Origin of the sequence: Janibacter sp. FSL W8-0316, assembly GCF_038004165.1 — a bacterium.
Taxonomy (GTDB): Bacteria; Actinomycetota; Actinomycetes; order Actinomycetales; family Dermatophilaceae; genus Janibacter; species Janibacter indicus.
The window spans coordinates 2,333,539-2,360,413 of sequence record NZ_JBBOQX010000001.1; the positions used below are offsets into that span (position 1 = coordinate 2,333,539).

General features: G+C 72.8%; 27 protein-coding genes and 1 pseudogene. 9 read left to right on the forward strand and 19 right to left on the reverse strand.

The genetic code is table 11. The features are described from left to right. Positions 1-34: 34 nt before the first annotated feature. Genes NYE39_RS11435 through NYE39_RS11445 form a run of 3 tightly spaced genes read right to left on the reverse strand, consistent with a single transcriptional unit; the run spans position 35 to position 3,086 of the window. Complete coding sequence (locus NYE39_RS11435) at positions 35-1,504, reverse strand: glycosyltransferase family 87 protein (RefSeq protein ID WP_341012734.1); 1,470 nt, start codon at positions 1,502-1,504, stop codon at positions 35-37. Continuing rightward, positions 1,501-2,202 carry a glycosyltransferase gene (locus NYE39_RS11440; RefSeq protein ID WP_234993805.1) on the reverse strand — a complete coding sequence of 234 codons (702 nt, stop codon included), beginning with the start codon at positions 2,200-2,202 and terminating at the stop codon, positions 1,501-1,503. Before NYE39_RS11440 ends, NYE39_RS11435 begins: the two co-directional genes overlap by 4 nt. A 2-nt stretch (positions 2,203-2,204) precedes the next feature. After that, positions 2,205-3,086 carry a DUF5926 family protein gene (locus NYE39_RS11445; RefSeq protein WP_341012735.1) on the reverse strand — a complete coding sequence of 294 codons (882 nt, stop codon included), beginning with the start codon at positions 3,084-3,086 and terminating at the stop codon, positions 2,205-2,207. A 99-nt stretch (positions 3,087-3,185) separates the two neighbouring features. Between NYE39_RS11445 and NYE39_RS11450 the strand changes: the two genes are divergently transcribed. After that, on the forward strand, positions 3,186-3,665 hold the full coding sequence (locus tag NYE39_RS11450) for an ATP-binding protein (protein WP_084450887.1): 480 nt from the start codon (positions 3,186-3,188) through the stop codon (positions 3,663-3,665). Here NYE39_RS11450 and NYE39_RS11455 read toward each other — a convergent pair whose 3' ends face one another. Next, a complete protein-coding gene (locus tag NYE39_RS11455; protein ID WP_341012736.1) occupies positions 3,666-4,370 on the reverse strand; it encodes a thermonuclease family protein in 705 nt (234 codons plus the stop codon). Between the two features lie 210 nt (positions 4,371-4,580). On the opposite strand from NYE39_RS11455, the gene NYE39_RS11460 reads away from it, so the two are divergent. Then, positions 4,581-5,084 carry a hypothetical protein gene (locus NYE39_RS11460; RefSeq protein ID WP_185221256.1) on the forward strand — a complete coding sequence of 168 codons (504 nt, stop codon included), beginning with the start codon at positions 4,581-4,583 and terminating at the stop codon, positions 5,082-5,084. 76 nt (positions 5,085-5,160) lie between these two features. After that, the gene (gene rsgA, locus NYE39_RS11465; RefSeq protein WP_341012737.1) at positions 5,161-6,312 is read left to right on the forward strand and encodes a ribosome small subunit-dependent GTPase A; all 1,152 of its coding nucleotides are present in this window, start codon (positions 5,161-5,163) and stop codon (positions 6,310-6,312) included. Positions 6,313-6,336: 24 nt separating this feature from the next. Here the strand turns inward: rsgA and NYE39_RS11470 are convergent, their stop codons facing one another. Next, positions 6,337-7,185: a hypothetical protein gene (locus NYE39_RS11470; RefSeq protein ID WP_341012738.1), complete on the reverse strand. Its 849-nt coding sequence runs from the start codon at positions 7,183-7,185 to the stop codon at positions 6,337-6,339. A gap of 109 nt (positions 7,186-7,294) precedes the next feature. After that, on the reverse strand, positions 7,295-8,317 hold the full coding sequence (locus NYE39_RS11475; protein ID WP_192911235.1) for a pirin family protein: 1,023 nt from the start codon (positions 8,315-8,317) through the stop codon (positions 7,295-7,297). Between the two features lie 108 nt (positions 8,318-8,425). Here NYE39_RS11475 and NYE39_RS11480 point away from each other — a divergent pair, with 108 nt between their 5' ends. Beyond that, on the forward strand, positions 8,426-9,349 hold the full coding sequence (locus tag NYE39_RS11480) for a pseudouridine synthase (protein ID WP_341012739.1): 924 nt from the start codon (positions 8,426-8,428) through the stop codon (positions 9,347-9,349). A 179-nt stretch (positions 9,350-9,528) separates the two neighbouring features. On the opposite strand, the gene NYE39_RS11485 is transcribed toward NYE39_RS11480, so the two are convergent. After that, a complete protein-coding gene (locus NYE39_RS11485) occupies positions 9,529-11,217 on the reverse strand; it encodes an MDR family MFS transporter (protein WP_341012740.1) in 1,689 nt (562 codons plus the stop codon). Then, positions 11,214-11,726: a MarR family winged helix-turn-helix transcriptional regulator gene (locus NYE39_RS11490; protein WP_341012741.1), complete on the reverse strand. Its 513-nt coding sequence runs from the start codon at positions 11,724-11,726 to the stop codon at positions 11,214-11,216. Before NYE39_RS11490 ends, NYE39_RS11485 begins: the two co-directional genes overlap by 4 nt. Before the next feature lie 170 nt (positions 11,727-11,896). Here NYE39_RS11490 and NYE39_RS11495 point away from each other — a divergent pair, with 170 nt between their 5' ends. Continuing rightward, on the forward strand, positions 11,897-12,868 hold the full coding sequence (locus tag NYE39_RS11495) for a glycosyltransferase (protein ID WP_341012742.1): 972 nt from the start codon (positions 11,897-11,899) through the stop codon (positions 12,866-12,868). A 181-nt stretch (positions 12,869-13,049) separates the two neighbouring features. Here the strand turns inward: NYE39_RS11495 and NYE39_RS11500 are convergent, their stop codons facing one another. Then, entirely contained in the window at positions 13,050-13,688 is a 639-nt protein-coding gene (locus NYE39_RS11500) for a VOC family protein (protein WP_341012743.1), read from the reverse strand. 7 nt (positions 13,689-13,695) lie between these two features. Beyond that, positions 13,696-14,286 (reverse strand): mycothiol transferase, encoded by a 591-nt coding sequence (locus NYE39_RS11505; RefSeq protein WP_341012744.1) that lies wholly within the window; start codon positions 14,284-14,286, stop codon positions 13,696-13,698. 126 nt (positions 14,287-14,412) lie between these two features. Here NYE39_RS11505 and NYE39_RS11510 point away from each other — a divergent pair, with 126 nt between their 5' ends. Then, positions 14,413-15,372, forward strand: coding sequence for a helix-turn-helix transcriptional regulator (locus tag NYE39_RS11510; protein WP_341012745.1), 960 nt, complete (start codon positions 14,413-14,415; stop codon positions 15,370-15,372). 77 nt (positions 15,373-15,449) lie between these two features. Here the strand turns inward: NYE39_RS11510 and NYE39_RS11515 are convergent, their stop codons facing one another. The 7 genes from NYE39_RS11515 to NYE39_RS11545 form a co-directional block, all read right to left on the reverse strand. Next, positions 15,450-16,208 carry an SDR family oxidoreductase gene (locus tag NYE39_RS11515; protein WP_341012746.1) on the reverse strand — a complete coding sequence of 253 codons (759 nt, stop codon included), beginning with the start codon at positions 16,206-16,208 and terminating at the stop codon, positions 15,450-15,452. Between the two features lie 31 nt (positions 16,209-16,239). Next, positions 16,240-17,304, reverse strand: a complete 1,065-nt coding sequence (locus tag NYE39_RS11520; RefSeq protein WP_341012747.1) for a phosphotransferase family protein — start codon at positions 17,302-17,304, stop codon at positions 16,240-16,242. A gap of 192 nt (positions 17,305-17,496) precedes the next feature. Next, positions 17,497-18,390: a diacylglycerol/lipid kinase family protein gene (locus NYE39_RS11525; protein ID WP_341012748.1), complete on the reverse strand. Its 894-nt coding sequence runs from the start codon at positions 18,388-18,390 to the stop codon at positions 17,497-17,499. 10 nt (positions 18,391-18,400) lie between these two features. After that, the gene (locus tag NYE39_RS11530) at positions 18,401-19,651 is read right to left on the reverse strand and encodes a beta-propeller fold lactonase family protein (protein WP_341012749.1); all 1,251 of its coding nucleotides are present in this window, start codon (positions 19,649-19,651) and stop codon (positions 18,401-18,403) included. A gap of 934 nt (positions 19,652-20,585) precedes the next feature. After that, complete coding sequence (locus tag NYE39_RS11535; RefSeq protein WP_341012750.1) at positions 20,586-22,175, reverse strand: ABC transporter permease; 1,590 nt, start codon at positions 22,173-22,175, stop codon at positions 20,586-20,588. After that, positions 22,172-23,128 carry an ABC transporter ATP-binding protein gene (locus tag NYE39_RS11540; protein ID WP_341012751.1) on the reverse strand — a complete coding sequence of 319 codons (957 nt, stop codon included), beginning with the start codon at positions 23,126-23,128 and terminating at the stop codon, positions 22,172-22,174. The genes NYE39_RS11535 and NYE39_RS11540 overlap by 4 nt, the downstream gene beginning before the upstream one ends. Further along, the gene (locus tag NYE39_RS11545; RefSeq protein WP_341012752.1) at positions 23,125-23,793 is read right to left on the reverse strand and encodes a TetR/AcrR family transcriptional regulator; all 669 of its coding nucleotides are present in this window, start codon (positions 23,791-23,793) and stop codon (positions 23,125-23,127) included. Before NYE39_RS11545 ends, NYE39_RS11540 begins: the two co-directional genes overlap by 4 nt. 181 nt (positions 23,794-23,974) lie before the next feature. Between NYE39_RS11545 and NYE39_RS11550 the strand changes: the two genes are divergently transcribed. Next, positions 23,975-24,535, forward strand: coding sequence for a nucleotidyltransferase family protein (locus NYE39_RS11550; protein WP_341012753.1), 561 nt, complete (start codon positions 23,975-23,977; stop codon positions 24,533-24,535). On the opposite strand, the pseudogene NYE39_RS11555 reads toward NYE39_RS11550, so the two are convergent. Beyond that, a pseudogene (locus NYE39_RS11555) lies at positions 24,526-24,693 on the reverse strand (XdhC family protein); the annotation flags it as partial. The gene NYE39_RS11550 and the pseudogene NYE39_RS11555 sit on opposite strands and share 10 nt — an antisense overlap. A gap of 16 nt (positions 24,694-24,709) precedes the next feature. Between NYE39_RS11555 and NYE39_RS11560 the strand changes: the two are divergent. After that, positions 24,710-24,889, forward strand: coding sequence for a hypothetical protein (locus NYE39_RS11560; RefSeq protein WP_072623379.1), 180 nt, complete (start codon positions 24,710-24,712; stop codon positions 24,887-24,889). Positions 24,890-24,945: 56 nt separating this feature from the next. Next, positions 24,946-26,454 (forward strand): DHA2 family efflux MFS transporter permease subunit, encoded by a 1,509-nt coding sequence (locus NYE39_RS11565; RefSeq protein WP_341012754.1) that lies wholly within the window; start codon positions 24,946-24,948, stop codon positions 26,452-26,454. A gap of 66 nt (positions 26,455-26,520) precedes the next feature. On the opposite strand, the gene NYE39_RS11570 is transcribed toward NYE39_RS11565, so the two are convergent. After that, on the reverse strand, positions 26,521-26,856 hold the full coding sequence (locus tag NYE39_RS11570) for an MGMT family protein (protein WP_341012755.1): 336 nt from the start codon (positions 26,854-26,856) through the stop codon (positions 26,521-26,523). Positions 26,857-26,875: the final 19 nt, after the last annotated feature.

Here is a 26,875-nt window from a genome sequence, read left to right on the forward strand (position 1 = left end):
CTCGTCCCCCCGGGTTGCGCGCGATCACTGGATCTTAGATCCGTTGACCCCTTCCTGACCATCCCCTGACTCGACTCTGACGGGCTTGCCGGCACAGCACCCAGATCGCGATCCATACGGCGACCGTGGCCAGCGGCGACGCAACGAAGCGGAAGCCCAGCGTCACCGTCTCGATCGTCTCGGGCAGCTGGACGCGACCGGGGACGTAGGCCAGGGCGAGGACGAGCGAGCGACCCACCAGCAGGAGCAGCACCGGAGCGAGCCGACGCCACCCCTCGCGCCCCACGACCCCGACGAGCACGGCAGTCGCCAGCCACTGCGGCAGCTCGTACCAGGGCAGGACGTAGCCCGCGCCGAGCGCGTAGGCCGTCGTGAGCACCCACAGCGCCCGCACCACGACCACGTCGGTCAGGCCCTCGGTGATCCGCCACAGGGCGATGGCGAGCAGCAGGCACGCGCCCGCCGCGATCCAGGTCGTCGTCGTGCGCGCGAAGGGCTCGCTCGTGGCGAGGTCGAGCAGCGTGTAGAGGCCACGCCACGGCATCGCGTAGGAGATCCCGCCGCCGGCCTCGGTGATCCGACCGAGCGCGTGGGCACCCACGACGGCATGAGCCGGCACGAGCACGAGGAGGGTCCCGAGCACGAGTGCACCGGCACCGGCACCGGCCCACCGACCCCCACGCCGTGAGAGCAGCTCCCACAGCAGCGCGACGCCGACGACCCCGGCGGTCAGCTTCACGCTCGCGGCGAGCCCGGTGGCCAGCCCGGCGAGCAGCGGTCGCCGGGCGAGACCGAGCCCGAGGGCCGCGGCCATCGCGCAGACGGCGAGGGTGTCGACGTGCGCCCCGAGGACCCCGGCGCCGAGGACGAGGACATTGGTCGTCCACCACCGGTCGACGGTGGGCCGGGGTGTGCCCAGGCGCACGAGCAGCTCACGGGTGCCCAGCCAGGCCGCGACGACGAGCGCCTGCCAGACCCACACGACCTGCCGGGCGACGTCACCGCCGACCCCGGCCGCGAGCCCCATGAGCCACGTGCCGACCGGCCCGTAGACGCTCGTCGCCTCACGCCACGGGTCCTGGACCCGGCTGACGACGGGGTCGGCCCCGCCGCGCCACTCCGCCGGCACGACCGACCACGGGTCGCCGCCCTCGACGAGGATCCGCCCGTAGGCCGCGTAGTTGGTGTGGTCGGCGGTCCCGAAGGGCGCGGTGAGCAGCACCAGCCCGGCGAGCACCACGAGGTGCCACCACCGCAGGCGAAGGGGGGTCGGTCGCCGCACATGTTGCCACAGCGAGGCCGCGCCCAGGGCGTAGCCGGTGGCCTGGAGGGCGATGACCGTCCAGCCGCCGAGCCGCCACGGGAGCGAAGGGGGAGCCCAGCCCCTCGGTCCCAGGGGAGGGAGGGCCAGCGAGGTGCCGCTCGCCCCGACGAGCAGGAGCAGGCCGATGCCGACGACGAGCAGGCCGAGCCCCAGCGGGTCGCGGTCGCCGTCGTCCCTCACGACAGGAAGCGCCGAGCCAGCAGCGCCGTCGACACGTCGCGCAGCTGCATGGCCCGGTGCACCCGGCCCTTGATGTCGTTGCCGGTGCGCCGGTGGGTCAGCTCCACGGGCACCTCGACGACCCGCCGGCCTGCCCGCAGCACGTCGACGAGCATGGCCGCCTCGACGCCCCAGCCGGACGCCAGGGGGGTGGCATCGGCGAAGGTCGCCCGGGTGAGTGCCCGCATGCCGTTGAGCGGCTGCTCGATCGTGCGTCCGGTCATCGCCTCGATCTGCGCGCGGGCCAGCCGGACGACGCGGCCGGAGCCGAGCGAGGACGCCGAGCGCGGGATGTTGGCGACGGTCAGGTCGGCGGACCCGAGCAGGACCGGGACGAGGAGGGGCTCGAGGTTGGCCGCCGACTCGGCGAGATCGGCGTCGGCGAAGAGGAGCACGTGCTCGGGCGATCCGGTGCGCTGCTCCTCGGTGACGAGCCGGGCGACGCCGGTCTCGAGGGCGGCCGCCTTGCCGCGGTTGGCGGGGTGGCGCGCGACGAGAGCCCCGGCGTCGGCGGCCTCGCTGGCCGTGGCGTCGGTCGACCCGTCGTCGACGACGACCACGACGTCGACGTCCTGGAGCGAGAGCAGTGCGGTGACCGTCGCGGCGACCCGCTCGGCCTCGTCCTTGGCCGGGACGATCGCGGCCACTCTCGCGGACATCGTCAGCGCAGGGTCACCTGCCGCGAGAGCAGACCGGAACGGGCCCGGCGCTCGTCGGCAGTGAGGTCGTCGGTCGTGGCGGCCGCGGCCGCGTAGCGGGTGGCGAAGTCGGCCACCGCGCCCTCGTGCTCGGCGGGCTCGGAGTCGGCCGCGACCTCCCACACGGGGACGACGAGGCCGCCGGCGCGGAACATGCCGAGCAGGCGGCGGTGCTCGTCGAGGTGCGCCTCCCCCTTCGCGTGGAGTCGGGCCAGGGCGGTCGTCGCGCTCTCCTCGTCGTCGGCGAGGACGTGGCGGATGTAGGTGCGCTCGCCGATGCGGCACCAGTAGGTGCTCGGGGTCCCGGCGATCGGGGTGGTCGGGACGACGGACTCGTTGGCCCGCTCGAGCGACGCGGCGGCCTCGCCGCTCACCTCCTGGCCGTCGACCCAGAAGTCGAAGCCCTCGTGGACGGTGATGTCGAAGGGGGCGGAGGTGTCGACGAGGTCCTGCAGCCGCGGGGTCTCGGCGGTCGTGCGCGGCAGCTGGGGGATCGGGGCGCCCGGCTCGGCTGCCAGTGCGGTGAGCAAGGCCTGCGCGAGGTCGCGGCTCGGGTCGCCGCTGCTCGACCCGGACTGGCTGGCGATGAGCACGCTGCCGTCCTGACGGCGCAGCGCCGGCCAGGCCATCGGCAGCACGCTGGCGAGCGTGACCGTGTCGGGGGAGCCCTCGGGCACCGCGTCGGACCGCAGCGTCAGGGTGGCCGTGGCCGCCGGGAGGATCTCGTAGGCGGCCACCCAATCGGGCTCGCCCGGCAGCCCCTCGAAGGGGCGTGCGACATATGGCACGGGGGCGACCTTGGTCTTGCCCTGTGCGTCCTTCTTGCGACGTGAAGCCTTACCCATGGCGGTCAGCGTAGGCGCTGCACGGCCCGGGAGTTGGGTCGCACCGCCGTGGCAGGGACAATGACCGGGTCCGCGACCGCGACGAAGGGATCGTCAGACATGGGGCAGCCACAGGACGGCGCCGCGACCGCACCGACGCTCGACTCCTTCGGAGGAGAGATCGGCCGCGGCCAGGCCCGCACGATCCGGGCCCGCTGGGAGCTGCAGACCGTCACCCGGGTGCGCGAGGCGATCGCCCTCGACCTCGCGGCGCGCGAGGTCAGCGAGCAGGTCATCGGTGAGGCCGAGCTCGTCGTCACCGAGCTGGTGACCAACTCCCTTCGGCACGCCTCGCCGCTCGCCGACCGGACCGTGCGCATCCACTGGAAGGCCCGCGGCGACAACGTCGAGGTCGAGGTGAGCGACGGCGGCGCCGAGACCGAGCCGGCCCCGGCGCCCCGCCAGATGTGGGCCACCTCCGGCCGCGGCCTGCGGATCGTGCGCAGCATCGCCCACGAGTGGGGCGTCCAGCGCGACGACAAGCAGACGACGGTCTGGGCGGCGCTGGGCGGCCCGTCGCGGCGACGCGTCGGCCCCTGATCAGACCTTGCTCTTGCGCCAGCCGGCGTTGCGCGCCTGCGTCTCGGTGCAGAACCAGCGCTCGCCCTTGCTCGTGTCGATCTTCGTCACGTTGTAGAAGCGCTGCCCGGGCAGGTGGTAGATCCGCTCGCCGCTGCTGCTGATGTTGCCCTTGATCTTGCAGCTGGTGCTGACCGGCGTCGGCTTCGGGGTGGTCACGCACGAGCGCCACAGCCCGCGCTTCGCCGACTTGGCCCGGCTCTGGGCGAGTCGGTGCGAGTACTGCCCGGCGTACTTGCGGTTGTAGGTGTACTCCCGCGCGTAGCCGCCCTCGATCATCTTCAGCGCCAGCGACGTGCCGCCGGGCGTGTAGACGTGGCGCAGCAGTCGGCCGTACTTGTCCTTGTTGCCCTGCGAGCCATCCGTCTTGATGTAGACGGTGCCGCCCTTGGTCAACTGCTTCATCCGGCTCGTGGCCTGGGTGCCGTAGCACTGCCGAGGGTTGCTCTCGGGGGCGTTGAGCCCGATGAGGCGCACGGGCGTGGAGCGGCCCTTGACCCAGACCCGGATGGTGTCGCCGTCGGTGACGCTCACGACCTTGACCGCGTAGCTGCCCCTGGGGCGGGCGCTCGTCGCCGAGGCGACGGCCGGTGCGGAGACGGTGACGGCAGCGGGTGCGGCGGCGGCAGCCGGAGCGGCGCTCGCGGCGGTGGGCAGGGACAGCATCAGGGCAGCGGTAGCCAAGGTGGCGGTAGCGCGGATCACGGCAGACTCCGAGTGACGAAGGGGGGGGTGAAGGTGAGGTGTGGAGGCCCATGCGATGCACTGCTCCCGCGGTCCCCCGGGCGTCATCGTGGCGGAGGGTGGTTGATCTGTCAACGGTCTGGTGGTGAGTCCGTCCCACGCGCCGGGGTGCGGTCCTCCTAGGGTGTGGCCATGAGCTACGCGATGCCGCCCCAGCAGCCCACGAAGCGCGGGACCCCCTGGGTCTTCGTCACCGGTCTGGTCATCCTCCTCATCTCCTTCGTGCTGTGCGGGATCGGCGGGTTCTCGGTCTTCGGCCAGAGCCAGGAGCTCGCCGACGAGCCGATGCAGACCGGGTCCTACTCGGTCACTCTCGAGGAGGGTGAGTCGGTGGCCGTCTGGTCGGAGACCGCGACCGCATCGTGCACCGTGACCGGTCCCGCCGGCGCCGTGTCCGACTCCGGTACGGGTGACCAGTCGGTGACGGCAGGCGACAAGACGTTGCACCGGGTCATGGCCTTCGACGCCGAGCAGGGTGGCGGCTACACGATCAGCTGCACGGCCCCCTTCGTCGTCGGGGACAACCTGTCCGTCGGCAGCATCGTCATGGCCTCGATCGGTGGCGCACTGTGCTGCCTCGCCGTCGTCGTCACGGTCATCGGCCTCGTCGTCTGGCTGCGCCGCCGCCGCGCCTGATCCCTGACGGACCGGGCGCCGGGCCCGGCAGATAATCACTGGCGAGCGGCCCGGCCCCGGTGCCACCGTGGTGCCGATGAGCGACACCACCACCGTCCCCACCCTCACCGACCTCGGGTGGGACGACACGACCGCGGGCGCCTTTGACGACGCCGTGACGGGCTCCCCCCTTCGTGGCTCCTCCGTCGCTCCGCCCACGCGGAACGTGGGACCCAAGGACGGCGCCTTCGACCTCGTGGCGGGGCGCGTCGGCCGGGTCGACCGCGGGCGGGTGACCGTCCACACCGCCGACGGGCCGACCCCGGCGCTCGTCCGGCTGCCGGCGGGCAGCGAGCTCGAGGACCAGCCGACGACCGGCGACTGGGTGGGCCTGGAGCGCCGCCCCGACGGCGACGTCGTCCGCGTGGTCCTGCCGCGCAGCTCCGCGATCGTGCGCAAGGCCGCCGGCGAGCGGTCCGACGCCCAGGTCATGGCCGCCAACCTCGACCACGTGCTCGTGGCCGTGCCCTTCGAGACCCGGGTCAACCTGTCGACCATCGAGCGCTATCTCGTCGTCGCCTGGGAGTCCGGGGCGCAGCCGCTCGTCGTGCTGACGAAGTGCGACCTCGCCTACGACCCGGACGCCACCCGCGCCGAGGTCGAGACGGCCGCGCCCGGGGTCGACGTCCACGTCGTCTCCGCCGAGACCGGCGAGGGCGTCGACGTCCTCGCCGCGGTCCTCTCCGGCGGGACCACCGCCCTCGTCGGCCAGTCCGGCGCGGGCAAGTCGACGCTCGTCAACGTCCTTGCGGGAGAAGAGGTCCAGCTCGTCTCCGGGACTCGGCAGGACGGCAAGGGTCGGCACACGACGACCGCGCGCGAGCTCATCGCCCTCACCGGCGGAGGGGTGCTCATCGACACCCCCGGCCTGCGCTCGATCGGGCTGCACGACGACGGCGACGGCGTGGCGCTGACCTTCCCCGACGTCGAGGAACTCATCGCGTCCTGCCGCTTCGCCGACTGCGCCCACGAGACCGAGCCCGGCTGCGCGGTGCAGGCCGCACTGGCCTCCGGCGAGCTCGACGAGCGTCGCTGGCACAGCTGGGGCAAGCTCCAGCGCGAGGCGGCGTGGATCGCGATGCGCACCGACCCCGCCGCCCGGGCCGCTGCCCGCAAGCGGTGGGCGGCGATCGGGAAGTCGGGCAAAGCGCAGGCAGCGCTCAAGCGGGGGCGCGACCCCTTCGCCTGATGCCATGGGCCGGGTGCTCGCCGGCTACCAGGGCTGGACGAGGTCGGCCAGGTCCCGACCGAAGCGCTCGGCGCTGCCCGGGCCCAGGTGCAGCCCGGTCACCGAGATCGTCACGACCACGACGAGCATGCCCAGTGTCGCGAGCCGGGCGGTGCGCCGCTCGCCGTGGGTGTCGCCGTGACCGGCCGGGTCGCGCAGCGACAGCCAGGTCGTGAGCGCCAGCGCGAGACCGGCCTGGACGAGCGCGATCTGCAGCATGCCGGCCGACAGCGCCCGGAAGGGCGAGACGAGCGGCAGCGCCACCTCGAGGACGACGACGGCCGCCGCCACCGCGAGGGACTGGAGCAGCCGGCGGCGCGGGGCGCTCGCCGGCCGGGCGGCCAGGTGCATGCGGTCGAGGGCCACGGCGAGCAGCACCCACTCGACGGCGAGGACGGCGACCCCGAGCGGCGGGCTGAGCATGCCGACGCGCACCGTCGGCCACAGCGTGAAGGTCGCCAGCACCATGACGACGATCCCGACGACCGTGCCGTGCCACATCGGGGACAGCCGGGCGGGGAAGGTCGTCGGCTGCGTCGAGCGTGAGCGCAGGCAGGCGATCAGCCCCGCGGCGAGCGCGAGGCCGGCGGCGGCCATGCCGCCCCAGTGGGCGAGAACCCGGTGGCCGGCCGCGGCCTCGCAGCCGGGTTCGGCGCACGAGCCGGCGTGCTCGGGATAGGAGGCGGTCGCCGACCAGCCGACCGCGACCAGGGCGAGGAGGGCCACCGCGACCAGCGCCCACGGCCAGTGGCGAAGGGGGGAGCCTCCCCCCTTCGTCGCGGGCCGGGCCGCATCGGCCGAGGCCGCCTGACGGGTCGCCGACGGGCTGGTCACCCGATCATCCTCACCCACGGGTACGACATCGCTGCGGCGACGCGCCCCGGTGGGGTGCGCCCCCCTTCGTCGGGAGTCAGGGGGCCGACGAAGGGGGGAGCGGCACGCCTCAGAGGACGTCGTGACCGGGGTGGCCGCCCTGCGCCATGGCCTCGGCGATCTCGAGGGCGGGGCGCACCTTCGGCGTCTTGGGGATGACGCCGAGGCGGCCGGCCTGGAAGTCCTCGAAGGCCGTCACGAGCTCCTCGCGGGTGTTCATGACGAAGGGGCCGTAGGCGGCGACGGGCTCGCGGATCGGGCGTCCACCGAGCAGGACGACCTCGAGCGAGGGGCTGCGCGAGTCCTGGCGGTCGTCGGCCGTGATCTCCAGGGCGCCGCCGGCGCCGAAGACCGCGAGCTGGCCCTCCCGGATCGGACGGCGGTCGGGACCGACGGTGCCGCGGCCGGAGAGCACGTAGGCCAGGCCGTTGAAGTCCTCGCGCCACGGGATGTGCAGCCGCGCGCCAGGGGCGACCGTGGTGTGGATCATCGAGATCGGTGTCGTCGTGATGCCCGGGCCCTCGTGGCCGTCCAGCTCACCGGCGATGACCCGCAGCAGCGCGCCGCCGTCGTGGCTGGAGAGCAGGCCGACCTGACCCGAGCGGATGTCCTGGTACCTGGGGTCGGACATCTTCTGGTGGCTCGGCAGGTTGACCCACAGCTGGAGCCCGTGGAAGACGCCACCGCTTACGACGAGCTCCTCCGGCGGGGCCTCGATGTGCAGCAGCCCGGAGCCGGCGGTCATCCACTGGGTGTCGCCGTCGGTGATCAGGCCGCCGCCCCCGTGGGTGTCCTCGTGGGCGAAGGTGCCGTCGACGATGTAGGTGACGGTCTCGAAGCCGCGGTGCGGGTGCCAGCTGGTGCCGCGCGCCTCGCCCGGGGCGTACTCGACCTCGCCCATCTGGTCCATGTGGATGAAGGGGTCCAGGCGCGCCATGTCGACGCCGGCGAAGGCGCGGCGGACCGGGAAGCCCTCGCCCTCGAAGCCCTTGGGCGCGGTGCTCACCGACAGCACCGGGCGGGAGATCGCCTCCGGCGCCGGCTGGGTGACGCGGGGGAGGGCGAGAATGTTGTCGACGGTCACGGCGGGCACTGGTGCTCCTTCGGTTGATGTCACCTGGGTCAACAGTAGTTGAAAATCAAACATTCCGCCCGCCCGATCGTCTGGGTCCCACGTTGCCCCTCGCCTACCCTCGGACCCGTGCCCCCTCGCTCACCCCTGCCAGCGCGCCACGGCCTCGGCGCGGCCTGGGTGCGCACCCCCGACCACGACCACGGCCGGCCGCGCCCGTGGTCGACGATGGGCCACTGGCTGCGCGACACCTCGCCCGAAGGGGTGGACGTCGACGGGATGCTGGCCGACGAGCGCTTCGTCTACGACGACGGTTCGGTGCTGCTGGCCGACGACGCCTACCGGCCGCACACCTTCGTGTGGTTCCACCGCGACCTGCGCGAGGAGCCCGCGGTGCCTGGCGAGATCACGGTGCTGCACCGTGACGAGCGACTCGTCGTCGTCGACAAGCCGCCCTTCCTCTCGACGATCCCGCGTGGGCGGCACGTCATGCAGAGCGTCACGGTGCGGCTGCGTGACGAGCTCGGTCTGCCGGAGCTCACCCCGCTGCACCGGCTCGACCGGGTGACTTCTGGCGTGCTCCTGCTCGCGACCGAGCGGCGGTGGCGCGGGCCCTACCAGACCCTCTTTGAGCACCGGCACGTCCGCAAGACCTACGAGGCGCTCGCGTCCGGGCGCGACGACCTCGCCTTCCCGCTCACGGTGCGCAACCACATCGCCAAGACGCGCGGGGTGTGGCAGGCACAGGTCGTCCCCGACGCCCCGGTCAACGCGGTGACCGACATCGAGGTGGCGCGGGTGGTCGGGGACCTCGCGGTCTACCGGCTGACCCCGCACACCGGGCGCACCCACCAGCTGCGGCTGCACCTGCACGGCCTGGGCATCCCGATCGTCGGTGACCCGCTCTACCCCGAGGTGCTCGACGTGTCGGTCGACGACTTCTCGACGCCGCTGCAGCTGCTCGCGAGCACCCTCGAGCTCGTCGACCCGGTCGACGGGCGCGAGCGGCGCTTCGTCAGCGGGCGGAGCCTGCCGATCGCCCCGCCGGGCTGACCCTCCGAGCCTCTGGGTCGGCTCGTGGCGGGCCGGCTGCCGCTGACTCTGCAGGTCCGTTGGCTGCATACGCCACTGCTCCGTACCTCGGGTCGGCCCAGAGGACGGAGCAGTGGCGTAGGGCCCGGGTCGGCCCCTGGCCTCCCCGCGACAGGGTCCCCGGACCCGCCTGCCGGGTCTCAGCCCCGGCGCGCGCCGGCCAGGTCCGAGTCGACCGACGCGCCCGGCTCGGTGGACTGGCCGGCGGCGGCGCCCCCTTCGCCCGTGGTGCGGTGGTCGCTCTCACCGGACTCCGACGCATAGGCGTCGAGCACCTGCTGGCCGGCGTCCTCGACCGGGTCGTCGTCGTTGGTCTCGCGCAGCGGGGTGTTGGGGATGAAGAGCGTCGCGACGAAGACCACCGCGAGGATCGGCAGGCCGAGCGCAAAGGCGTCGGTCAGCTTGTCCGCCAGGCCCCAGCGGACCGCGTCCGCGACGGCCGGGGGGAGCTTGGCGAGGGCGCTCGGGTCGAGCACCGCCCCGGCGTCCATGTGACCGCCGGCCTGCGCGGGCATGCCGCCGGGCAGGTGCGAGGCGATCTTTTCCTGCAGACCGCTCGACATGACCGCACCGAAGATCGCGATGCCGACGGTCGAGCCGACGTTGCGGAAGAACTGGGTCGACGCGGTGGCGACGCCCATGTCGGAGCGGGAGACGGCATTTTGCACGACGAGGGTGTACTGCTGCATCGCCATGCCCAGGCCGATGCCGAGGACGACCATCGCCTCGGTGAGCTGCAGGCTCGTGGCGGCGTGGTCGAGGCGGGTGAGCAGGAAGACGCCGACCGCCATGATCGCGATGCCCGTGAGCATGAAGGGCAGGTACTTGCCCGTGCGGGTGATGAGCATCCCGGTGAGGATGCCGCAGATGATGAAGCCGAGCATGAGCGGCATGAGGATCAGGCCGGAGTTGGTGGCGTTGACCCCGATGACGCCCTGCGCGAAGACCGGGATGTAGATGATCGCGCCGAACATGACGATCGCGACGCCGAAGGCGGAGACCAGGCTCAGGCTGATCGTGCGGTTGGCGAAGAGGCGCAGCGGCAGCACCGGCTCGACGGCCTTGCGCTCGACGAGGACGAAGGCGGTGAGCGCGACGACGCTCAGGGCGAAGAGGCCGATCGACTCGCCGGACCCCCAGGCCCAGCTGGAGCCGCCGAAGGAGACGGCGAGCAGCAGCGCGACGAGGCCGGTCGAGAGCGTGGTGATGCCGAGGTAGTCGATCGGCGCCTTGCGCGGGGTGTGCGGCACGTGGAGGAAGCGCGCGATGAAGACCAGGGCGATCAGGCCGATGGGCAGCGACACGAAGAAGAGCCAGCGCCAGCCGAGGTGGTCGGTGATGACGCCACCGAGGAGCGGTCCGGCGACCGAGGTGACGCCGAAGACCGCGCCCATCAGGCCCTGGTACTTGCCGCGCTGCCGCGGCGGGATGATGTCGCCGATGATCGTCTGCGACAGCGGCATCAGCGTGCCCATGCCGAGGCCCTGCACGGCACGGCCGGCGACGAGCATCCAGAAGGACTGGGAGAAGCCGGCGATGAGCGAGCCGATCATGAAGACGACGATGCCGCCGAGGTAGAAGCCGCGCCGGCCGTAGAGGTCGGAGAACTTGCCGACGATCGGGACGGTGACGGCCGAGACGAGCATGGCCGCGGTGGCGACCCAGCTGTAGTGGTCCATGCCGCCGAGCTCGGAGACGATCCGGGGCAGGGCAGGGCCGACGATGGTCTGGCTGACGGAGGCGACGAGCATGCCGAGCATGAGGCCGGCGAAGACGCGCTTGTTCTCCGCGCTCATCGTGTAGGGGGCGGATGCCGTGGTGGAGCTCACGAGGCGGTCCTTCCGGTGGTCTGGAGCGGCGAAGGGGGGTGCGTCGCCGAGTGCGCCTCGGCGGCAAGATCGGTGGCCAGTCGGCTGAGGAGACGGTCGAGCTCCTCGAGGTCGTCGACCGGCCAGTCGGCGAGCACCCGGCCGAGGAGGCCGGTGCGGGCCGAGCGCTCGTCGGTGAGCGCGTCGTGACCGGCGGCGGTCAGGCGGACGGTCGAGGCCCGGCCGTCGCTCGGGTCGGGCAGTCGCTCGAGCAGGTCGTGCGCCTCGAGGTGGGTGACCCGCCGGCTGATCGTCGACAGGTCGTGGCCAAGGGCCTCCGCGAGCTTCGAGATGCGGATGCCGGCCTCGGTGGGGCAGTGCGCGAGCGACCCGAGGAGGGCGTAGTCGGTGCGACTCATCGCCTGGGGGTCGGTCGCCTGCCGGCGCGCGATCATCTTGGAGAAGAGCCCGAAGACCTGGCCCAGGGTCTCCTGCAGATGAACTGCGACGGGGGAGGTGGTTGTGTGCACCCATCAACCATATGCCTGCATGACGCAACCAACCAAATCGCCCGACCTCAAGGAAATGCGAAGGGGGACGCGGTGCGGCGTCCGCTGCGGGCGGGGCGGTGGCAGTACGGTGACGGCGGCTGCGTGGTGGACGTGGCCGGGGGAGCGCGCACGAACGGCGGGGATGGACCATGGGGGAGCCGGACTGGCAGGCCAAGGCGCAGTACCACGCTGCGCGCTCGCGGGAGCGGGCCGAGCGGATCGCCGAGCTCGAGGAGGAGCTGCTGCGGGCTCGCGCCGGCGCAGGGCAGGACGTGGTGCCGCCCGTCTACGGCGTGACCCGCTACAGCCTCTTCCAGCCGGAGAGCCTGGACTGGCGCCTCTCCCAGGTGGACGCCGCGGAGTACCGCGACCGGCTCTGGGCCCCCGAGCGGATGGCGCCGCGCCAGCAGATCTTCCTCGAGTGGGCGGTGCCGGTGTACCAGCGCTTCCACGAGCGGCACGGCTACCGGCACATCGTGCAGCACAGCCCCGACCTGCCGGACCGGTGGCTGGACCCCCTTCGTGCCGCAGCCGAGGCCAACCCGGCGCTGGTCCTCGACCCGGTCGGCGGGTGGAAGGGGCGCATCGGCGCGATCCGTGACGACCTGCGGGCCCGCGGTGTGCCTGCCGGGCCACTCGCCTGGGTGCGCGTCGACGACGACGACCTGCTCGCCGCCGACTACCTCGACCGCCTGCTGCCGCTCGTCACCCTGGCCCACGACGGGTTCGCGGTGAGCTTCGGCCGTGGTCTCACCGCCCGCTACGCGGCCGGGTCCCTCGCCGACTTCGGGGTGAGCGTCCAGGCCATGGTGGCGTTGGGGCTGGCCTTCGTCGGTCGGCACGACGGGACCGGCAGGACGAGCTTCCCCTCGTCCGCCCGCAGCCACGCCGTGCTGCACCGGCACCTGCCGACCGTGCTCGACTCACGTCAGGTGTCGTACCTGCGGCTGCTGCACGACCAGCAGGACCGGGGCGTCGATCGGGTGGTTGCCGACCCCACGAGCAGCCGCGTCGTCCCGGACCTCGACGAGACCCTGGCCCGCCTCTTCCCGACCGTGGTCGGGGCCTCCGACACCACCTCCGGCACGACCGGCGAGCCTCAGGCCCCCTTCGCCAGGTAGGCCATGAGGGCGACGGTCATCGCGCTCATGCCGGTCCGCAGGGAGGGCACGTCGAGCGCGCGCGGAGATGGCGCAGCCGAACTCGTGCAGCCGGTCGGCGACGATGCCGGCGAGCAGGGTCCGTGCGTCCGTGGCCATGCCCTCGGACTGCACCCGGGCGGGCAGGCGCGAAGGGGGACGGTCAGCCCTGCTCGATGAGCAGTGTCGGGGTGCCCAGGGCCCGGTCGCGGACGGTCGCCACGCGGGTGCCGGGCTTGCGGCCGGTGCGCACCTCGGAGACCTCGACGCCGCTGGCGACGAGGCGCTCGCGGGTGGCCTCCATGTTGGCGGACCGCCAGGCGAGGCCGCCGAAGCTGTCGGGCTCGCCCGTTGGCTCGATCGGCGCGGCGACTTCGACGACCGCGTCGCCGCAGCGGAAGAAGAGCCCGCGGAAGCCGTGCTCCGTCAGGCGCCGGTCCAGCCGCAGGTCGAGGCCGACGCGCGCGCCGAGGTCGGCGGCGGCCCGCTCGGCGTCACCGGTGCGCACGACGACGTGGTCGAGGACGAGGTCGGTGCTGCTGGGGCTCCCTTCGCCCTCGACGAAGGGAGCGAGTCGCCAGGTCAGCCCGCCGAGGTCGAAGCCGCCGGCGTCACCGTCGAGGCCGCGCCGCTGGAGCAGGCGTTCGGTCGCCGCGACGTCGTCGACGCCGAGGACGACGGCGGCCAGGCCCCCTTCGCCCGGCGTGACCTCGATCCCGCGGTCGAGCGTGCCGAGTCGCCGCCAGGCGTCCTGCGTGGCGGCGACGTCGGGGCTGGTGATGATCAGGCCGGTGATGCGCACCTGCCCATCATGTCGTGGCCGGCTCCTTCGGTGACCAGGGCTGGGCGAAGGGGGTCGCCGGGCGGCCCGTGTCGGCGAGGACCAGCTCGAGCGAGGTCGCGCCGTCGATCTGCTCGCGGATGATGTCGGCGTGGCCCGCGTGCCGGGCGAGCTCCTCGATGACGTGGCCGAAGGAGTAGCGCATCGCGGCCCGCGAGGAGTCCATCAGGCCGTACCACGGGGCCGGCGGGACGGTCTGCTCCGCGCTCGGGTCGCTGCTGCGGATCCACTCGACGACCGTGACCCGGCGTCGGTCGAAGGTCGCGATGGTCGCGGCGAGGGTCTCGTCGGCGCGCAGGGCGAAGGTGTCCATGAAGGCCGCGTAGGCGTCCTCGGTGATCTCGCCGCCCTCCTCGACGCGCCCCTCCTTTTCGTCCGGGGAGGCGATGACGTAGCTCGTGTGCTTGATGATCCCGCCGATCGACAGCGCTGAGCGGGTCGGGGTGAGGCGAGCCTGCTCCTCGGTGAGGCCGTGGGCGCTGGCGCGCAGGCTCTCGAGCTGCTGGTCGACGTACTCGGCGTAGCCGGTGATCTCGTCGTGGACGGCCGGTGTGTACATGGCGTGCTCCTTGCGGTCGAAGTCTCGGTGCTCGTGCCGCGAAGGGAGGGACCTCCCTTCGCCCGGAATCCACTGTCCACGGCATTGCGGACAAGTTCTGTCACCGATCCGAGGAAGATGGTGGGCATGGCCGAGACGACCGAACGTGCGCTGCGCCTGCTCGGGCTCTTCGAGACCCGGTCGGTGTGGACCGGGCCAGAGCTCGTCGAGCTGCTCGGGGTGACCACCCGCACCCTGCGGCGCGACGTCGAGCGGCTGCGCGAGCTCGGCTATCCCGTCGAGGCGACGCCCGGGGTCGGCGGCGGATACCGGCTCGGCAGCGGTGGGCGGATGCCGCCGCTGCTCCTCGAGGAGGACGAGGTCGTGGCCGTGACGGTGGCGCTTCGCGTTGGCGCACAAGGGATCTCGGCGATCGGCGAACCCGCAGTGCGGGCCTTGACCAAGCTCGACCAGGTGATGCCGCCGCGGCTGCGCGGCGAGGTGGCGGCGCTCGCCGACGCCACCGCCCTGCTGCCCGGCGCGACCGACGACGTCGACACCGGCGTGCTCGTCGTCCTCGCCCACGCGGTGCGTGACCACGTGCGGGTGCGCTTCGGCTACACGGGGCGTTCGGGCGAGGTGAGCGATCGCGACGTCGAGCCCTATCGCCTCGTCGCGACCGGTCGGCGGTGGTACCTGCTCGCGTGGGACGGGCGAAGGGAGGACTGGCGCACCTTCCGCCTCGACCGGATGTCGGGGGTGCGGGCGTCGACCTTCCGCTTCCGGCCGCGGCCGGCGCCCGATGCCGTCGAGCACGTACGGCGGGCGGTGACCCGGGCCGGCTATGCCCACCGAGTGCGGGTGCGCCTGACCGCCGACGTCGAGGCGGTGCGCCGCCGCGTCCCCGCGGCCTACGGGGTCGCGACCCAGGTGCGCCCCGGTGTCACCGACCTCGAGTCGAGCGCCGACGACCTCGCGAGCCTCGCCCGTCACCTGACGATGGCCGCCTTCGACCTCGGCGCCACCCTCGAGGTCCTCGAAGGGCCCGGCCTCGCCGACGCCATCGACGACTTCACCACCCGCCTCGCCGCCATCCGCCAGACGTGAGTCTGCATTGCCGTAGGGCAATGCAGGTTCAAGTCGCCGGGAGCCCGCATTGCCGTAGGGCAATGCAGAGTCGGGCGTCAGAGCATCTTGCGCACGACGGAGAGCGGCAGCACCTTCATCGCGGAGCCGACGGCGACCCAGGGCTTGGCGGGGACGAGCGCCTTGGCCTTGCGGCCCTCGATGGCGACGACCATCGCGCGCACGCCGGTCTCGGTGTCGACCATGAACTTCGTCTTCTGCTCGACCTTTTCGTTCATCTCCGAGCGGATGTAGCCCGGGTAGAGGACGGTGACGTCGATGTCGAGCTCGGGCTTGCCGATGAGCTCGCTGCGCAGGCCCTCGCCGAGCGAAGCGAGGAAGGCCTTGGACGCGCCATAGGTCGTCATCGACTTCGGCATGCCGCGCAGCGCGGTGACCGAGGAGATGAGCACGAGGTGGCCGGCCTGCTGCTCGCGGAAGATCGCCATCGCGGCCTCGGTCTGGATCGCGGCACCGAGCACATTGGTCTCGATGGTCTCGCGGTTGGCGTAGTGGCTGCCCTTGCCGTAGGGCGCGCCCTTGCCGAGTCCGGCGTTGACGATGACCCGGTCGAGGCGACCGAAGTCCCCCTTCGCCTGGTCGAAGACGGCGGTGACGGCGTCGTCGTCGGTGACGTCGAGGGCATAGGTCTCGACCCGGCGGCCGGGGTGGGCGGCGACGATCTGCGCCTTGAGCTCGTCGAGCCGGTCGGTGCGGCGCGCGGTGAGCGCCAGGTCGTGGCCGAGCGCGGCGAACTGGCGGGCCATCTCGGCGCCGAGGCCGGAGCTGGCGCCGGTGATGAGGGTCGTGAAGGTCATGCGGACTCCTGGGTCGTGGGGCGAAGGGGGATCAGCCGATGAGGGCGCGGCAGCGGGCGTCGAGGTAGGTGACCATCGGGCCGAAGGCCGCGAAGCGCGGGTTGGTCGTGGCACCGGAGACGTAGCGGGCGTAGATCTGCTGGGCGATGCCCGCGAGCCGGAAGAGGCCGAAGACCTCGTAGAAGGCCCATTCGCGCTCGCTCACCTCAAGTCCCCGTGCGGCGCAGTAGCGCTCGACGATCTCGGCGCGGGTGAGCATGCCCGGCAGGTGCGTCGGCTGCAGGCGAAGGGAGCGCATCGTCGCGTCGTCGTCGGCCTGGGCCCAGTAGGCCAGTGCCCCACCGAGGTCCATGAGCGGGTCGCCGACGGTCGCGAGCTCCCAGTCGAGGACCCCGACGACGCGTGTCAGGTCAGCGGCGTCGAGGACGAGGTTGTCGAGGCGGAAGTCGTTGTGGATCAAGGCATGTGGCCGATCGGCCGGCTCGTGCTCGGACAGCCAGGCCATGACGTCCTCGAAGTCCGGGACGTCGTCGGTCGCCGCTGCGCGATAGCGGAAGGACCACCCTTCGACCTGGCGGTGGACGTAGCCGTCGCCGCGGTCGAGGGCCGCGAGCTGCGGCACGGCGGTGACGTCGACCTCGTGCAGCTCGACGAGCGTCGCCAGCGCGGCCTCGCACAGGGCGGTGGCCTGCTCGGGGGTGAGGGTGACGCCATCGGGCAGGTCGCGGCCGAGGATCGTGCCTTCGAGCTTGTCCATGACGTAGAAGTCGCTGCCGAGGACCTCGGGGTCCGTGCACAGCCCGACCATCCGCGGCACGTGGGGGAAGACGGGGTGCAGCGCCGCCTGCAGGTCGTGCTCGCGGTGCATGTTGTGCGCGCTGCCGCCGAGGGCCCCGTGGGGTGGGCGGCGCAGCACGAGCGCCATTGTGGGCCACCGCAGCTCGTAGGTGAGGTTGGACGCCCCGGAGTCGAACTGCCGCACCTGCGGCTCGCCCTCCAGCGCCCTGACGACCTGCGGGTCGCCGTGCTCGCGCAGCCACGCGCTCACCCGCGCCACGTCGAAGGCGTCCTCCTCACGCACCGCTCCTGCACTCATCGCCGCTCCTGTCCTGAACCCGGGTTCATGTCGCCCGACCCTACCTGCCGCAGGATGAAGGGGGGGTGGCTGCGCATCAGAGCGGACGGCCAGGCGGGTTGGCGCAGCGTCAAGCCGAAGTCGAGAACGACGGGACCACGCGAGGACGAAGGACTTTGTCGCTGGGGGCCCGCTGCCCGCGGGCACTGGTGCTCAGCCCGCCACGCGGATCGCCAGCGCGTGCTCCTCGCAGCGCACGTGCAGTCGCCGGGCCGGGCCGACCACGTCACCGTCGAGCTGGACGTGCAGCGGCTGCTCACTCGTCACCTCGACCTCACGCGAGGCGCGGGTCGCCAGGCCGGCGACGTCACCGGGCAGACGGAAGACCCCCTTCGCCGCGACGCCGAGCCACTGCCCGGGACGTCGCACCGTCACCTCGAGCACGTCGAAGAGTCCGTCGTCGACGAGCCCGCCCGGCGCGATCCGCACGCCGGCCCGCACCCGTTCGCAGTTGGCGGCGAGGACGCTCCACACCCGCAGGTGCTCGGCCTCGCCGTCGTCGTGACGGACCGTCACCGGCACCGGGCGCCGCAGCGCCTTGACCGCCGCCGGCGCGACATAGGCCGGCCAGCCGATGCGCTCCTTGAGCGTCGGGTTGGTCGCCGCCACCGTCGCCGCGTCGTGGCCCATCCCCGCCAGCACGACGAAGGGGAGGTCCCTCGCCTCGTCGTCGACCCGCGCGATGCCCAGGTCCACGGGTCGGGCGCGGCCGGTCAGCGCGACCTCGACGGCCCCCTCGACGGTGCGCGGCAGGTCGAGGTTGTGGGCGAGGAGGTTGGCCGTGCCGATCGGCACGATGCCCAGGTCGACCCCGGTGCCGCCGAGGGCGTGGGCGACGTGTCGCACGGTGCCGTCGCCGCCGGCCGCGACGACGAGCTCGGCGCCCGCCGCCACCGCTGCCGCGGCCTGGCCGTGACCGCAGTCGTCGCGGGTCGTCAGGTGGACGTCGGGGTCCGGCCAGCCGGCCGCCTGGGCCGCGGCGACCACCGCCTCGAGCGCGCGCTCCCAGCCCTCCTTCGAGGGGTTGAGGACGAGCGCGGCCCTCATGGCGCGGTCCTCACACCGTCCGCGAGTCGTCGAAGACGATGATCGAGCCGCCGTAGCTGGCGACCCACACGCGCTTCTTCGTGGGCTCGTAGGTGATGCCGATGGGCAGCGCGTCGGTCTTCTCGGTCTGCACGACCTCGAAGTCCTCGGTCCGGATCTTGCTCACCGTGCTGCTGCCGTAGTTGCCGACGTAGATCGCGCCGCCGTCGGGGCTGATCGCCATCGAGCGCGGCTCGGACCCGACCTGCACCTCGCGCAGGGTCTTGCCGGTCGTGGCGTCCACCTCGCTCACGGTACCCGCGCCGTTGTTGGAGATGTAGAGCTTCGAGCCGTCGGGCGAGACGAGCAGGTGACGCGGGCCGTCGCCGGTCGCGGCGAAGTCGCTGGTCTTGCCGGACTCGAGGTCGACCCGGACCGTCTTGTCCGAGCCCATGACGGCGACGAAGGCGACCTTGTCGTCGGGCGTGATGGCGATGCCGCGGGGGTGCTTGCCGTCGATGGGGATCGTGGTGACGACCTCTCCCTTCGCCGTGTCGACGACGTCGAGGTCCATGGAGCACCAGTTGGTGACCAGCACCTTGCTGCCGTCGTGGGTCGCCGCGACGTACTTGGGCACGGCGCCGACCTGGATGACGTCCTTGATCTCCAGGCTGTCGGTGTCGATCTTGTAGAGGTAGCTGTCGGAGATGCCCTCGGGGCCGGTGCACGCGTCGGCACCCTCGGGGGAGAATCCCTCGCCGTACATCGCGTAATTGCTCACCCACGCGGTCTTGCCGTCGGGGCTGAAGGCCATCTCGACCGGCGCGCCCTTGCTCGTGCCCGGGTGGCCCTTGACCCCGAAATCGGAGAGCTTCACCGCGTCCGAGATCGTCTTCTCGATGGCGCCGTCGGGGGTGAGCGCGGTGACCGAGTGGCTGTACATCATGTTCTGCGCGAAGACGTGACCCGTGGGCGAGGCGACGACCGACTTGGGCGTCATGGCGCCGGTGAGCCGCTGGATGCGCACCATCGAGGAGTCGGCGGGTGCGGCCTCCTTGCCCTGCTTCTGCGCCGGCTTGACCGCGGGCGCCGCCTTTTCGACCTTGGCCGGGGCCGCGCGCTTCGCGGGGGCCGCCGCCTGCTGGGGCGTGCCGGCAGAGGCGGTCTCGTCGCCGCCGACGAGCCGGCCGATGCACACGACGAGGACGATGAGCACGACGATGAGCACGGCCAGGGCGACGCGGCGTCGCTTGACGTAGACCGGGTCGTTGTTGATCTTCACGGGGCACCTCGGAGTCGGTTTCCCCAGCAACCTAGGGCCGCTGTGGCCGCGGCCGGGGGAGGCGCACCGGCGCTGACCGATCCCGTCCCAAAGGCTGACGAAGGGAGCGACCTTCGGCCGATGTGCTGCCCGCCGGCGTCTTCGTAGGCTCGTCGTCATGGGAGGCAGTCAGGTCTACGAGATGGTCATCGACGGGCGTCGGCACCGTGTCGAGACCTCCGTCGGCGACGGGTGGAGCAACTCGGCGACGTGGTGGGTCGACGACGAGGAGCTGGCCACCGCGAAGTCCTCCACGGCCGACAACCTCTACCTCGTCGCCGACGAGGACCACGAGCTCGCCGACGAGGTCGGCGCCGTCCGCGCTCGCTTCACCACCCTGAGCAAGCCGGTCCGCGCGACGTGGTTCGAGGGAGACCGCTCGGCGGCGGAGGCCAAGGCCCAGGTCGGCGTCGGCGGCCTCGACCTCGTGCCCGAGCCGGGGTCGCCGGCCGCGGTGCGTGAGGACCGGATGCGGGCCAGGCCGCGGCTCTACGCCGCCCGGCACGTCGCGGCCGGGGTGGGCAAGGTCGTCATCCCGATCCTGCTCGCCGCGCTCGCGGCTCGCTTCGTCGTGTCGATCCCGTGGCCGGACTTGGACCTGCCGTCGATCCCGTGGCCCGACTGGGACCTGCCGTCGATCCCGTGGCCGTCGCTCGACCTGCCCGCGATCCCGTGGCCGGACTGGACCGCGCCCGGGTGGCTCGTCTGGATCCTCGACCACGCGAAGTACATCCTCCCGATCCTCGCCGGCCTCTTCCTGGCCCGGGCCGAGATCCGGCGCCGCCAGGACCAGGACGCCGAGCGTGCGCGGAGGGGCGCAGGGGGCCCCTCCGCGCAGGGCTCGGACCGGTCCGGCGAGGACCGCGTGAGCGAGGAGCGGTCGGGCAAGGACCCGTCAGCGGTGCGGGACGTCCCGGCGGCGGAAGCCGATGACGCCGAGCACAGCGAGGGCCAGCCCGCCGACCCCGGCGGCGAGCGACCCGGTGACGTCGACCGCCTCCGCCGGGACAGTGCCGACGAGACCGAAGGGAGCCCACTCAACCAGCCCCGCAGGTAGGTCGAGCCCCGGGCCCATGTAGCCGATGACCGCCGCCACGGCGAAGACCGCCCAGACGGCCGGCTGCCACCGCGGGACCCAGCCGAAGAGGGCGAGCGAGAGCCCGCCGAGCAGGAGCATGACCGGCAGGTGCTGGGCGGCGGCCGTGAGGAGGGTGGGCACCCATGACGAGTCGCCCAGTGCCGCAGCGGTGCTCACCGCGAGGGCGATGGCGCCGGCGGCGCCGACGACGAGCGTCCCGCCGGCGACGACGAGCAGGTGCGGGGCCAGCCAGGCGGTCCGGCTGCGGGCCTCGCTGAGCTGCAGCTCGAGGCGCCCGGAGATCTCCTCGCTGCGCAGCGACCCGAGCGACTGGAGCACGTAGCCGCCGACGAGCATCGACAGCAGCAGGACGAACATCGCGGCCATCGGCTCGACGATGCTGCTCGTGTCCCCGCCGATCCACACCTCGAGGTCGGGGTTGCCGGTGATGGCGTCGATGACCGTCTGCATGAGCGAGCCGTAGGTGCCCATGAGCACGGCGACGAGCACCGCCCAGCCGAGCGTCACCGTGCGGTGCTCGCGCAGCGCGAGCCCCAGGGGTGCGACGAGCCCGGCGCTCGCCCGGCGCGGCCCGGTGCGGGCGGCGACGAGGGAGCCGCCGACGTCGCGGCGGGTCGAGAGGCGGAGGGCGGCGGCGATGAGCAGCGCGGCGGTGGCCAGGCTCAGGACGAAGGGGAGCGCTCGCGTCTCCCCGAAGGCCGCCACCTCGTCGTACCAGCCGAGCGGGCTGAGCCACAGCACCCACGTGCTGTCGACGGCGCCGACGCCACGGACGAGGTAGGAGACCAGGGCGACCGCCAGGCTCGCCGCCCAGACGGTGCGCCCGTGCCCGAAGGCCTGGGCAGCGACGGCGGCGACCCCGACGTGGACCGCGCCGAGGCAGGCGAGGGCCGCGCCGTAGACGAGGGAACCGGTGGGGTCGGCGTCGGCGGCGAGGAAGGCCAGGGCCGAGAGCACCCCGACACCCACGAGGGCGGCCAGGGCGAGACCGATCGCCGCGACGAGCGGTGCCTGTCGCCCCACGCGGGAGGCGAGGAGCAGCTCGAGCCGCCCGGCCTCCTCCTCGCGACGGGTGCCGCGGACGGTCAGCGCGGTCGCGAGGAGCGGGATGGCGAAGGCGACGACGAAGCCGAGCTCGTTGACGAGGACCCCGCCGAGGGTGTCGGTGCCGGCGACGTCGCCGTTGAGCACCCGCATGCCGGGGCCCGCCGTGGTCTCGGCGTAGGAGCGCAGCTTGTCGGGGGTGTCGTAGAGGCCGGTGATCGAGGTCGTCGTGAGCAGCACGACCGCGGTGAGGCCGAGGACCCAGGCGAGCACGACCTTCCACCCGGTGCGCCACTGCACCCGCAGGCTGGTCCCCACCCCCGCGATGCTGAGCGCGCTCATCGCTGCTCACTCCCCGCTCCGTCGCTGGCTGAGGTGCGAGCGCCAGCGAGCCTCGAAGCCGGGTCACCCCGGTACTGCTCGAGGAAGAGGTCGTCCAGGCTCGGCGGCTGGATCGTCAGGGTGTGCACGCCCGCGGCGTGCAGCCGCCCGACGACGTCGGAGACGGCGTGCGCCTCGACGTGGCAGCGGGTCTCGACGCGGCCGTCGACACTCCCTTCGTCCAGGGCGGTGACGCCGTCGAGCCCGGTGAGCCCGGGGGAGGAGTCGGTGACCGCGTGGACCCGGCTGCTCGTACTGCGGCGCAGGTCGGCCAGCGTGCCGGTCGTCACCGTGCGGCCGGCGCGGATGATGCTCACCCGGTCGGCGAGCGCCTCGACCTCGCCGAGGATGTGGCTCGAGAGCAGCACGGTCGTGCCGCCGGCGACGCGCTCGCGGACGACCTCCTGGAAGACCTGCTCCATGAGCGGGTCGAGGCCGGAGGTCGGCTCGTCGAGCAGCAGCAGGTCGACGTCGGCGGCCAGGGCGGAGATGAGCGAGACCTTCTGCTTGTTGCCCGTGGAGTAGTCGCGGGTGCGCTTGCGGGTGTCGAGGTCGAAGCGCTCGACGAGATCACGGCGACGCCCTTCGTCGAGGCCGCCGTGCGCCCGCCCGAGGACGTCGATGCACTGGCCGCCGGTCAGGCCGGGCCAGAGGGTGACGCCGGCGGGCACGTAGGCCAGGCGGCGGTGCAGCTCGACGGCGTCGTGCCAGGGGTCGCCACCGAGCACGCTCACCTCGCCGCCGTCGGCCCGGGTCAGGCCGAGCAGGACGCGGATCGTCGTCGACTTGCCGGCACCGTTGGGGCCGAGGAAGCCGTGCACCTCGCCCTGCCCGACGGTGAGGTCGAGGCCGTCGAGGGCGTGGGTGCTGCCGTAGGTCTTGCGCAGGTCGCGGGTGCGGATGACGTCGCTCACGAGGGCTCCTCGGACGAAGGGGGTGTGGTCCCGATGTCGCCGTCTGCGGCTGTATCGGGTGTGGGCAAGATTGCCGCATAGAAGCGCATCGCTTCGTCGGCCCAGCGGACGAGGCCCTCGCCGCGCATCGGGTCGACGCCGAGGATCTGGCGCCAGTGGTCGGCGAGGAAGAGGGTGCCGAGGTCGGAGGACATGGCCAGCGCGGCGCGCATCTCGGGGTCGGGCCCGGCCTCGAGCTTGCCCGCGGCGTCCCAGACGCGGAAGACCTCGACGGTGCGCCGGTGCCATGCGGTGAGTAGCTCGGTCGCGAGCGGGTCGCCACTCATGAGGAGGCGGCGTAGGTAGGGCACGATCGGGGAGCCCTCCGGCAGCGCCTGCTGGAGCATCTCGCCGATGGACGACCACTCGGCGGCCTGCATGTCGGCGGCGAGATCGGTGTCGGTCGACAGGTCGAAGAGCTCGTCCATCCAGGCGCGCACGTGCTCGACCACCGCCGCGCGCAGCCCGGCCTTGGACCCGAAGTGGTGGACCACGAGTGCCGGCGACACCTCGGCCCGCTCGGCGATCTGCCGCACTGTCACGGCGTCCTCGCCGCGCTCGGCGAAGAGCTCGAGCGCGGCATCGCGCACCCGCGCCCGCCCGGTGCGATCGTCGACTGAACTCATGTTCAGCAGGCTAAACCCGTGTTCAGTACCCGGTCAAGGAGTCCGCATTGCCATACGGCAATGCGCACCTGAGGCTGCATTCCCCCGGGGGAATGCAGCCTCATTGGTGGTCCGGGACCCGCGTTCCGCGTGGGCGGTGCGAGGACGTTCGCGCCCGAGTCTCGAGGCCTAGGCTGACCTCATGGCCCTCGTCCACGGACTCCTCCTCGCCGCCGGCGCCGGTCGTCGGATGGGCCGGCCCAAGGCCCTCGTCAGCGACCCCGACGGCACCTCGTGGCTGGCCCGGGCGGTGTCGGTCCTCGACGAAGGGGGTTGTGCCGCAACGCTCGTCGTGCTGGGGGCGAGCGGGGAGCAGGCGGAGCTTGACCTGCCACGCACCTCGTGGACGCACTGCCCGGACTGGGCGAAGGGGGTGGGTCACTCCCTTCGTCATGGCTTGCGTGTGCTCGGCGAGGGTGGGGCCGATGCCGCCCTGGTCCACCTCGTCGACCTGCCGGACGTCACCGCGGCGGTGGCGCAGCGGCTGCTCGGGGGAGAGGTGGGGAGTGGCGCCCTTCGGCGGGCGGTCTACTCCGGGAGGCCCGGTCACCCGGTGCTCCTCGGCCGCGACCACTGGGCGCCGCTCGTCGCCGAGCTCCACGGCGACCGTGGGGCCGCGGACTACCTGCGGCGGCGCGACGCCGAGACCGTCGAGTGCGCCGACCTCGCGACCGGGCAGGACGTCGACCGGCCTCAGGCGTGAGTGTGGTGGATCGGGCCGCCCCGGTCCGACAGCCGTGACCCCGCGCCGCCCCAGCGCAGCGAGATGATCTCCGCGGCGATCGTCACGGCCGTCTCCTCGGGCGTCCGGGCGCCGAGGTCGAGGCCGATGGGCGAGCTGAGCCGGGCGATCTCGTCGTCGGGGCGGCGCAAGGTCGTGCAGATCACCGCGCTCGGTGAATCGGAGCTCAAGCGCACCCGGGCGGCGCGGGCGAAGCTCGACGAGCGACTCTTTGCCCACAACCCCCGACGCAAGCAGGAGATCATGGCCGAGCTCAACGAGCTCAGCGATCGTTGGGCCGAGCTCGCTGCGGAACTCGCGGCGGCCGAGGACTGACGAGGTCCGACGAGATGGTCGCGGGACTGTCGGGCCCGAGGCGTAGCGTCGGCCCCATGACGACCCAGGCGGGCCAGGCGCCCGTGCTCAGCGACGACGAGTTTCCCGACAACCCGTGGCCGGCGCTGTGGGCCCTGGTCGTCGGCTTCTTCATGATCCTCGTCGACGTCTCGATCGTCTCGATCGCGACGCCGGCGCTCATGGAGTCCTTCGACACGGGCATCGAGCCGGTGCTGTGGGTGACGAGCGCCTACCTGCTCGCCTACGCGGTGCCGCTGCTCATCACCGGGCGCTTCGGCGACCGCTTCGGGCCCAAGCGGCTCTACCTCACCGGCCTGGCGATCTTCACCCTCGCCTCGCTCGCCTGCGGGCTTGCCCCGACCATCGGCTGGCTCATCGGCGCACGCGTCGTCCAGGGCCTCGGTGCGTCGATGATGACCCCGCAGACGATGGCCGTCATCACCCGCACCTTCCCGCCCGCGCGGCGCGGGTCCGCGATGGCGCTGTGGGGTGCGACCGCCGGCGTCGCCTTCCTCGTCGGCCCGCTGCTCGGCGGCCTGCTCCTCGACTCGGTCGGCTGGGAGTGGATCTTCTTCATCAACGTGCCCGTCGGGATCATCGGCTTCGTCGCCGCGGCCCGGCTCGTGCCGCGGCTGCAGCAGCACGCGCACCAGATGGACTGGGTCGGCGTCGGCCTGTCGGCGGTCGGGCTCTTCCTCGTGATCTTCGGCCTGCAGGAGGGCGAAGGCCACGACTGGGGTCAGATCGTCGGTCCGCTCACCGTCCCGATGCTCATCGGCGCCGGGGTGCTCGTGCTCGTCGGCTTCGTCGTGTGGCAGGCGCGGGGGCCGGCCGAGCCGCTCGTGCCGCTCGGGCTCTTCCGCGACCGCAACTTCTCGCTGTCCAACCTCGCGATCACGACGATGGGCCTGTCGGTGACGGCGATGATGTTCCCGCTACTCGTGTGGCTGCAGAGCGTGCGTGGCTACACGCCGACCGAAGCGGCGCTGCTCATGGCCCCGCAGGCCATCGCGTCGATCGCGCTCGCCCGGCCGGTCGGCCAGCTCGTCGACCGGATCCACCCGCGGGTGCTGCCGACGCTGGGCCTGGGCGGCTTTGCCGTGACGCTCTTCGTCCTCTCGCGCCTCATGACCCCCGACTCGTCGATCGTCGCGGTGTGCGTCGCGATGACCTTCATCGGCGTCACCGGTGCCTGCATCTGGGGCCCGCTCGCGACGACGGCCAACCGCAACCTGCCGATCCACCTCGCCGGCGCCGGCTCGGGCATCTACAACACGACCCGCCAGGTCGGCTCGGTCATCGGGTCCGCGGCCATCGCGGCGCTCATGTCCGCGCGCATCGCCTCCCACCTCGGCCCGCAGGCGGCCGAGCGCTTCGGCTCGGGCGAAGGGAGCGCCGCCGCCGGTCCCGCAGCCCTGCCCCCGCAGGTCGCCGAGGCGCTGTCGTCCGCCTTCGCCGAGTCGCTGCTCCTGCCCGCCGCGGTCCTCGTGCTCGGCGCGGTGGCCGCCCTGGCGCTGGAGCAGATGCGGCACCAGCGCGGCTGACTCCCTTCGGTTGAGGTACCTCGGTGCGCTGGGACTCACTCTCATACATCGGCTCGCGCGCCCCGCTCACCCCAGGTCGGCGACCGCGGCCTCCCACGCGGCGGCCAGCGCCTCCAGATCTGCCCGGTGGTCACGGATCCGGCAGCCGAGCGCATTGGGCTTGACCTCGATGCCCTCGACCGCCCACTCGACGAAGGCCGCCTGCCTCAGGTGCGAGGGCAGGTCGCCCGACGCATTGGTCACCCGCCACCAGGTGACGTTGCTGCCGTAGACGCGCATGATCGAGCCGACCTGGCGCGGGCCGGTGCCGACGAGGGCGGCGAGGTCGCCGTAGGAGACGACCCGGCCCCGGGGCACGAGCTCGACCGCCCGCAGCACCCGCTCGACGAGGACGTCGTCCACGGCTCCTCCGTCCTCGGCC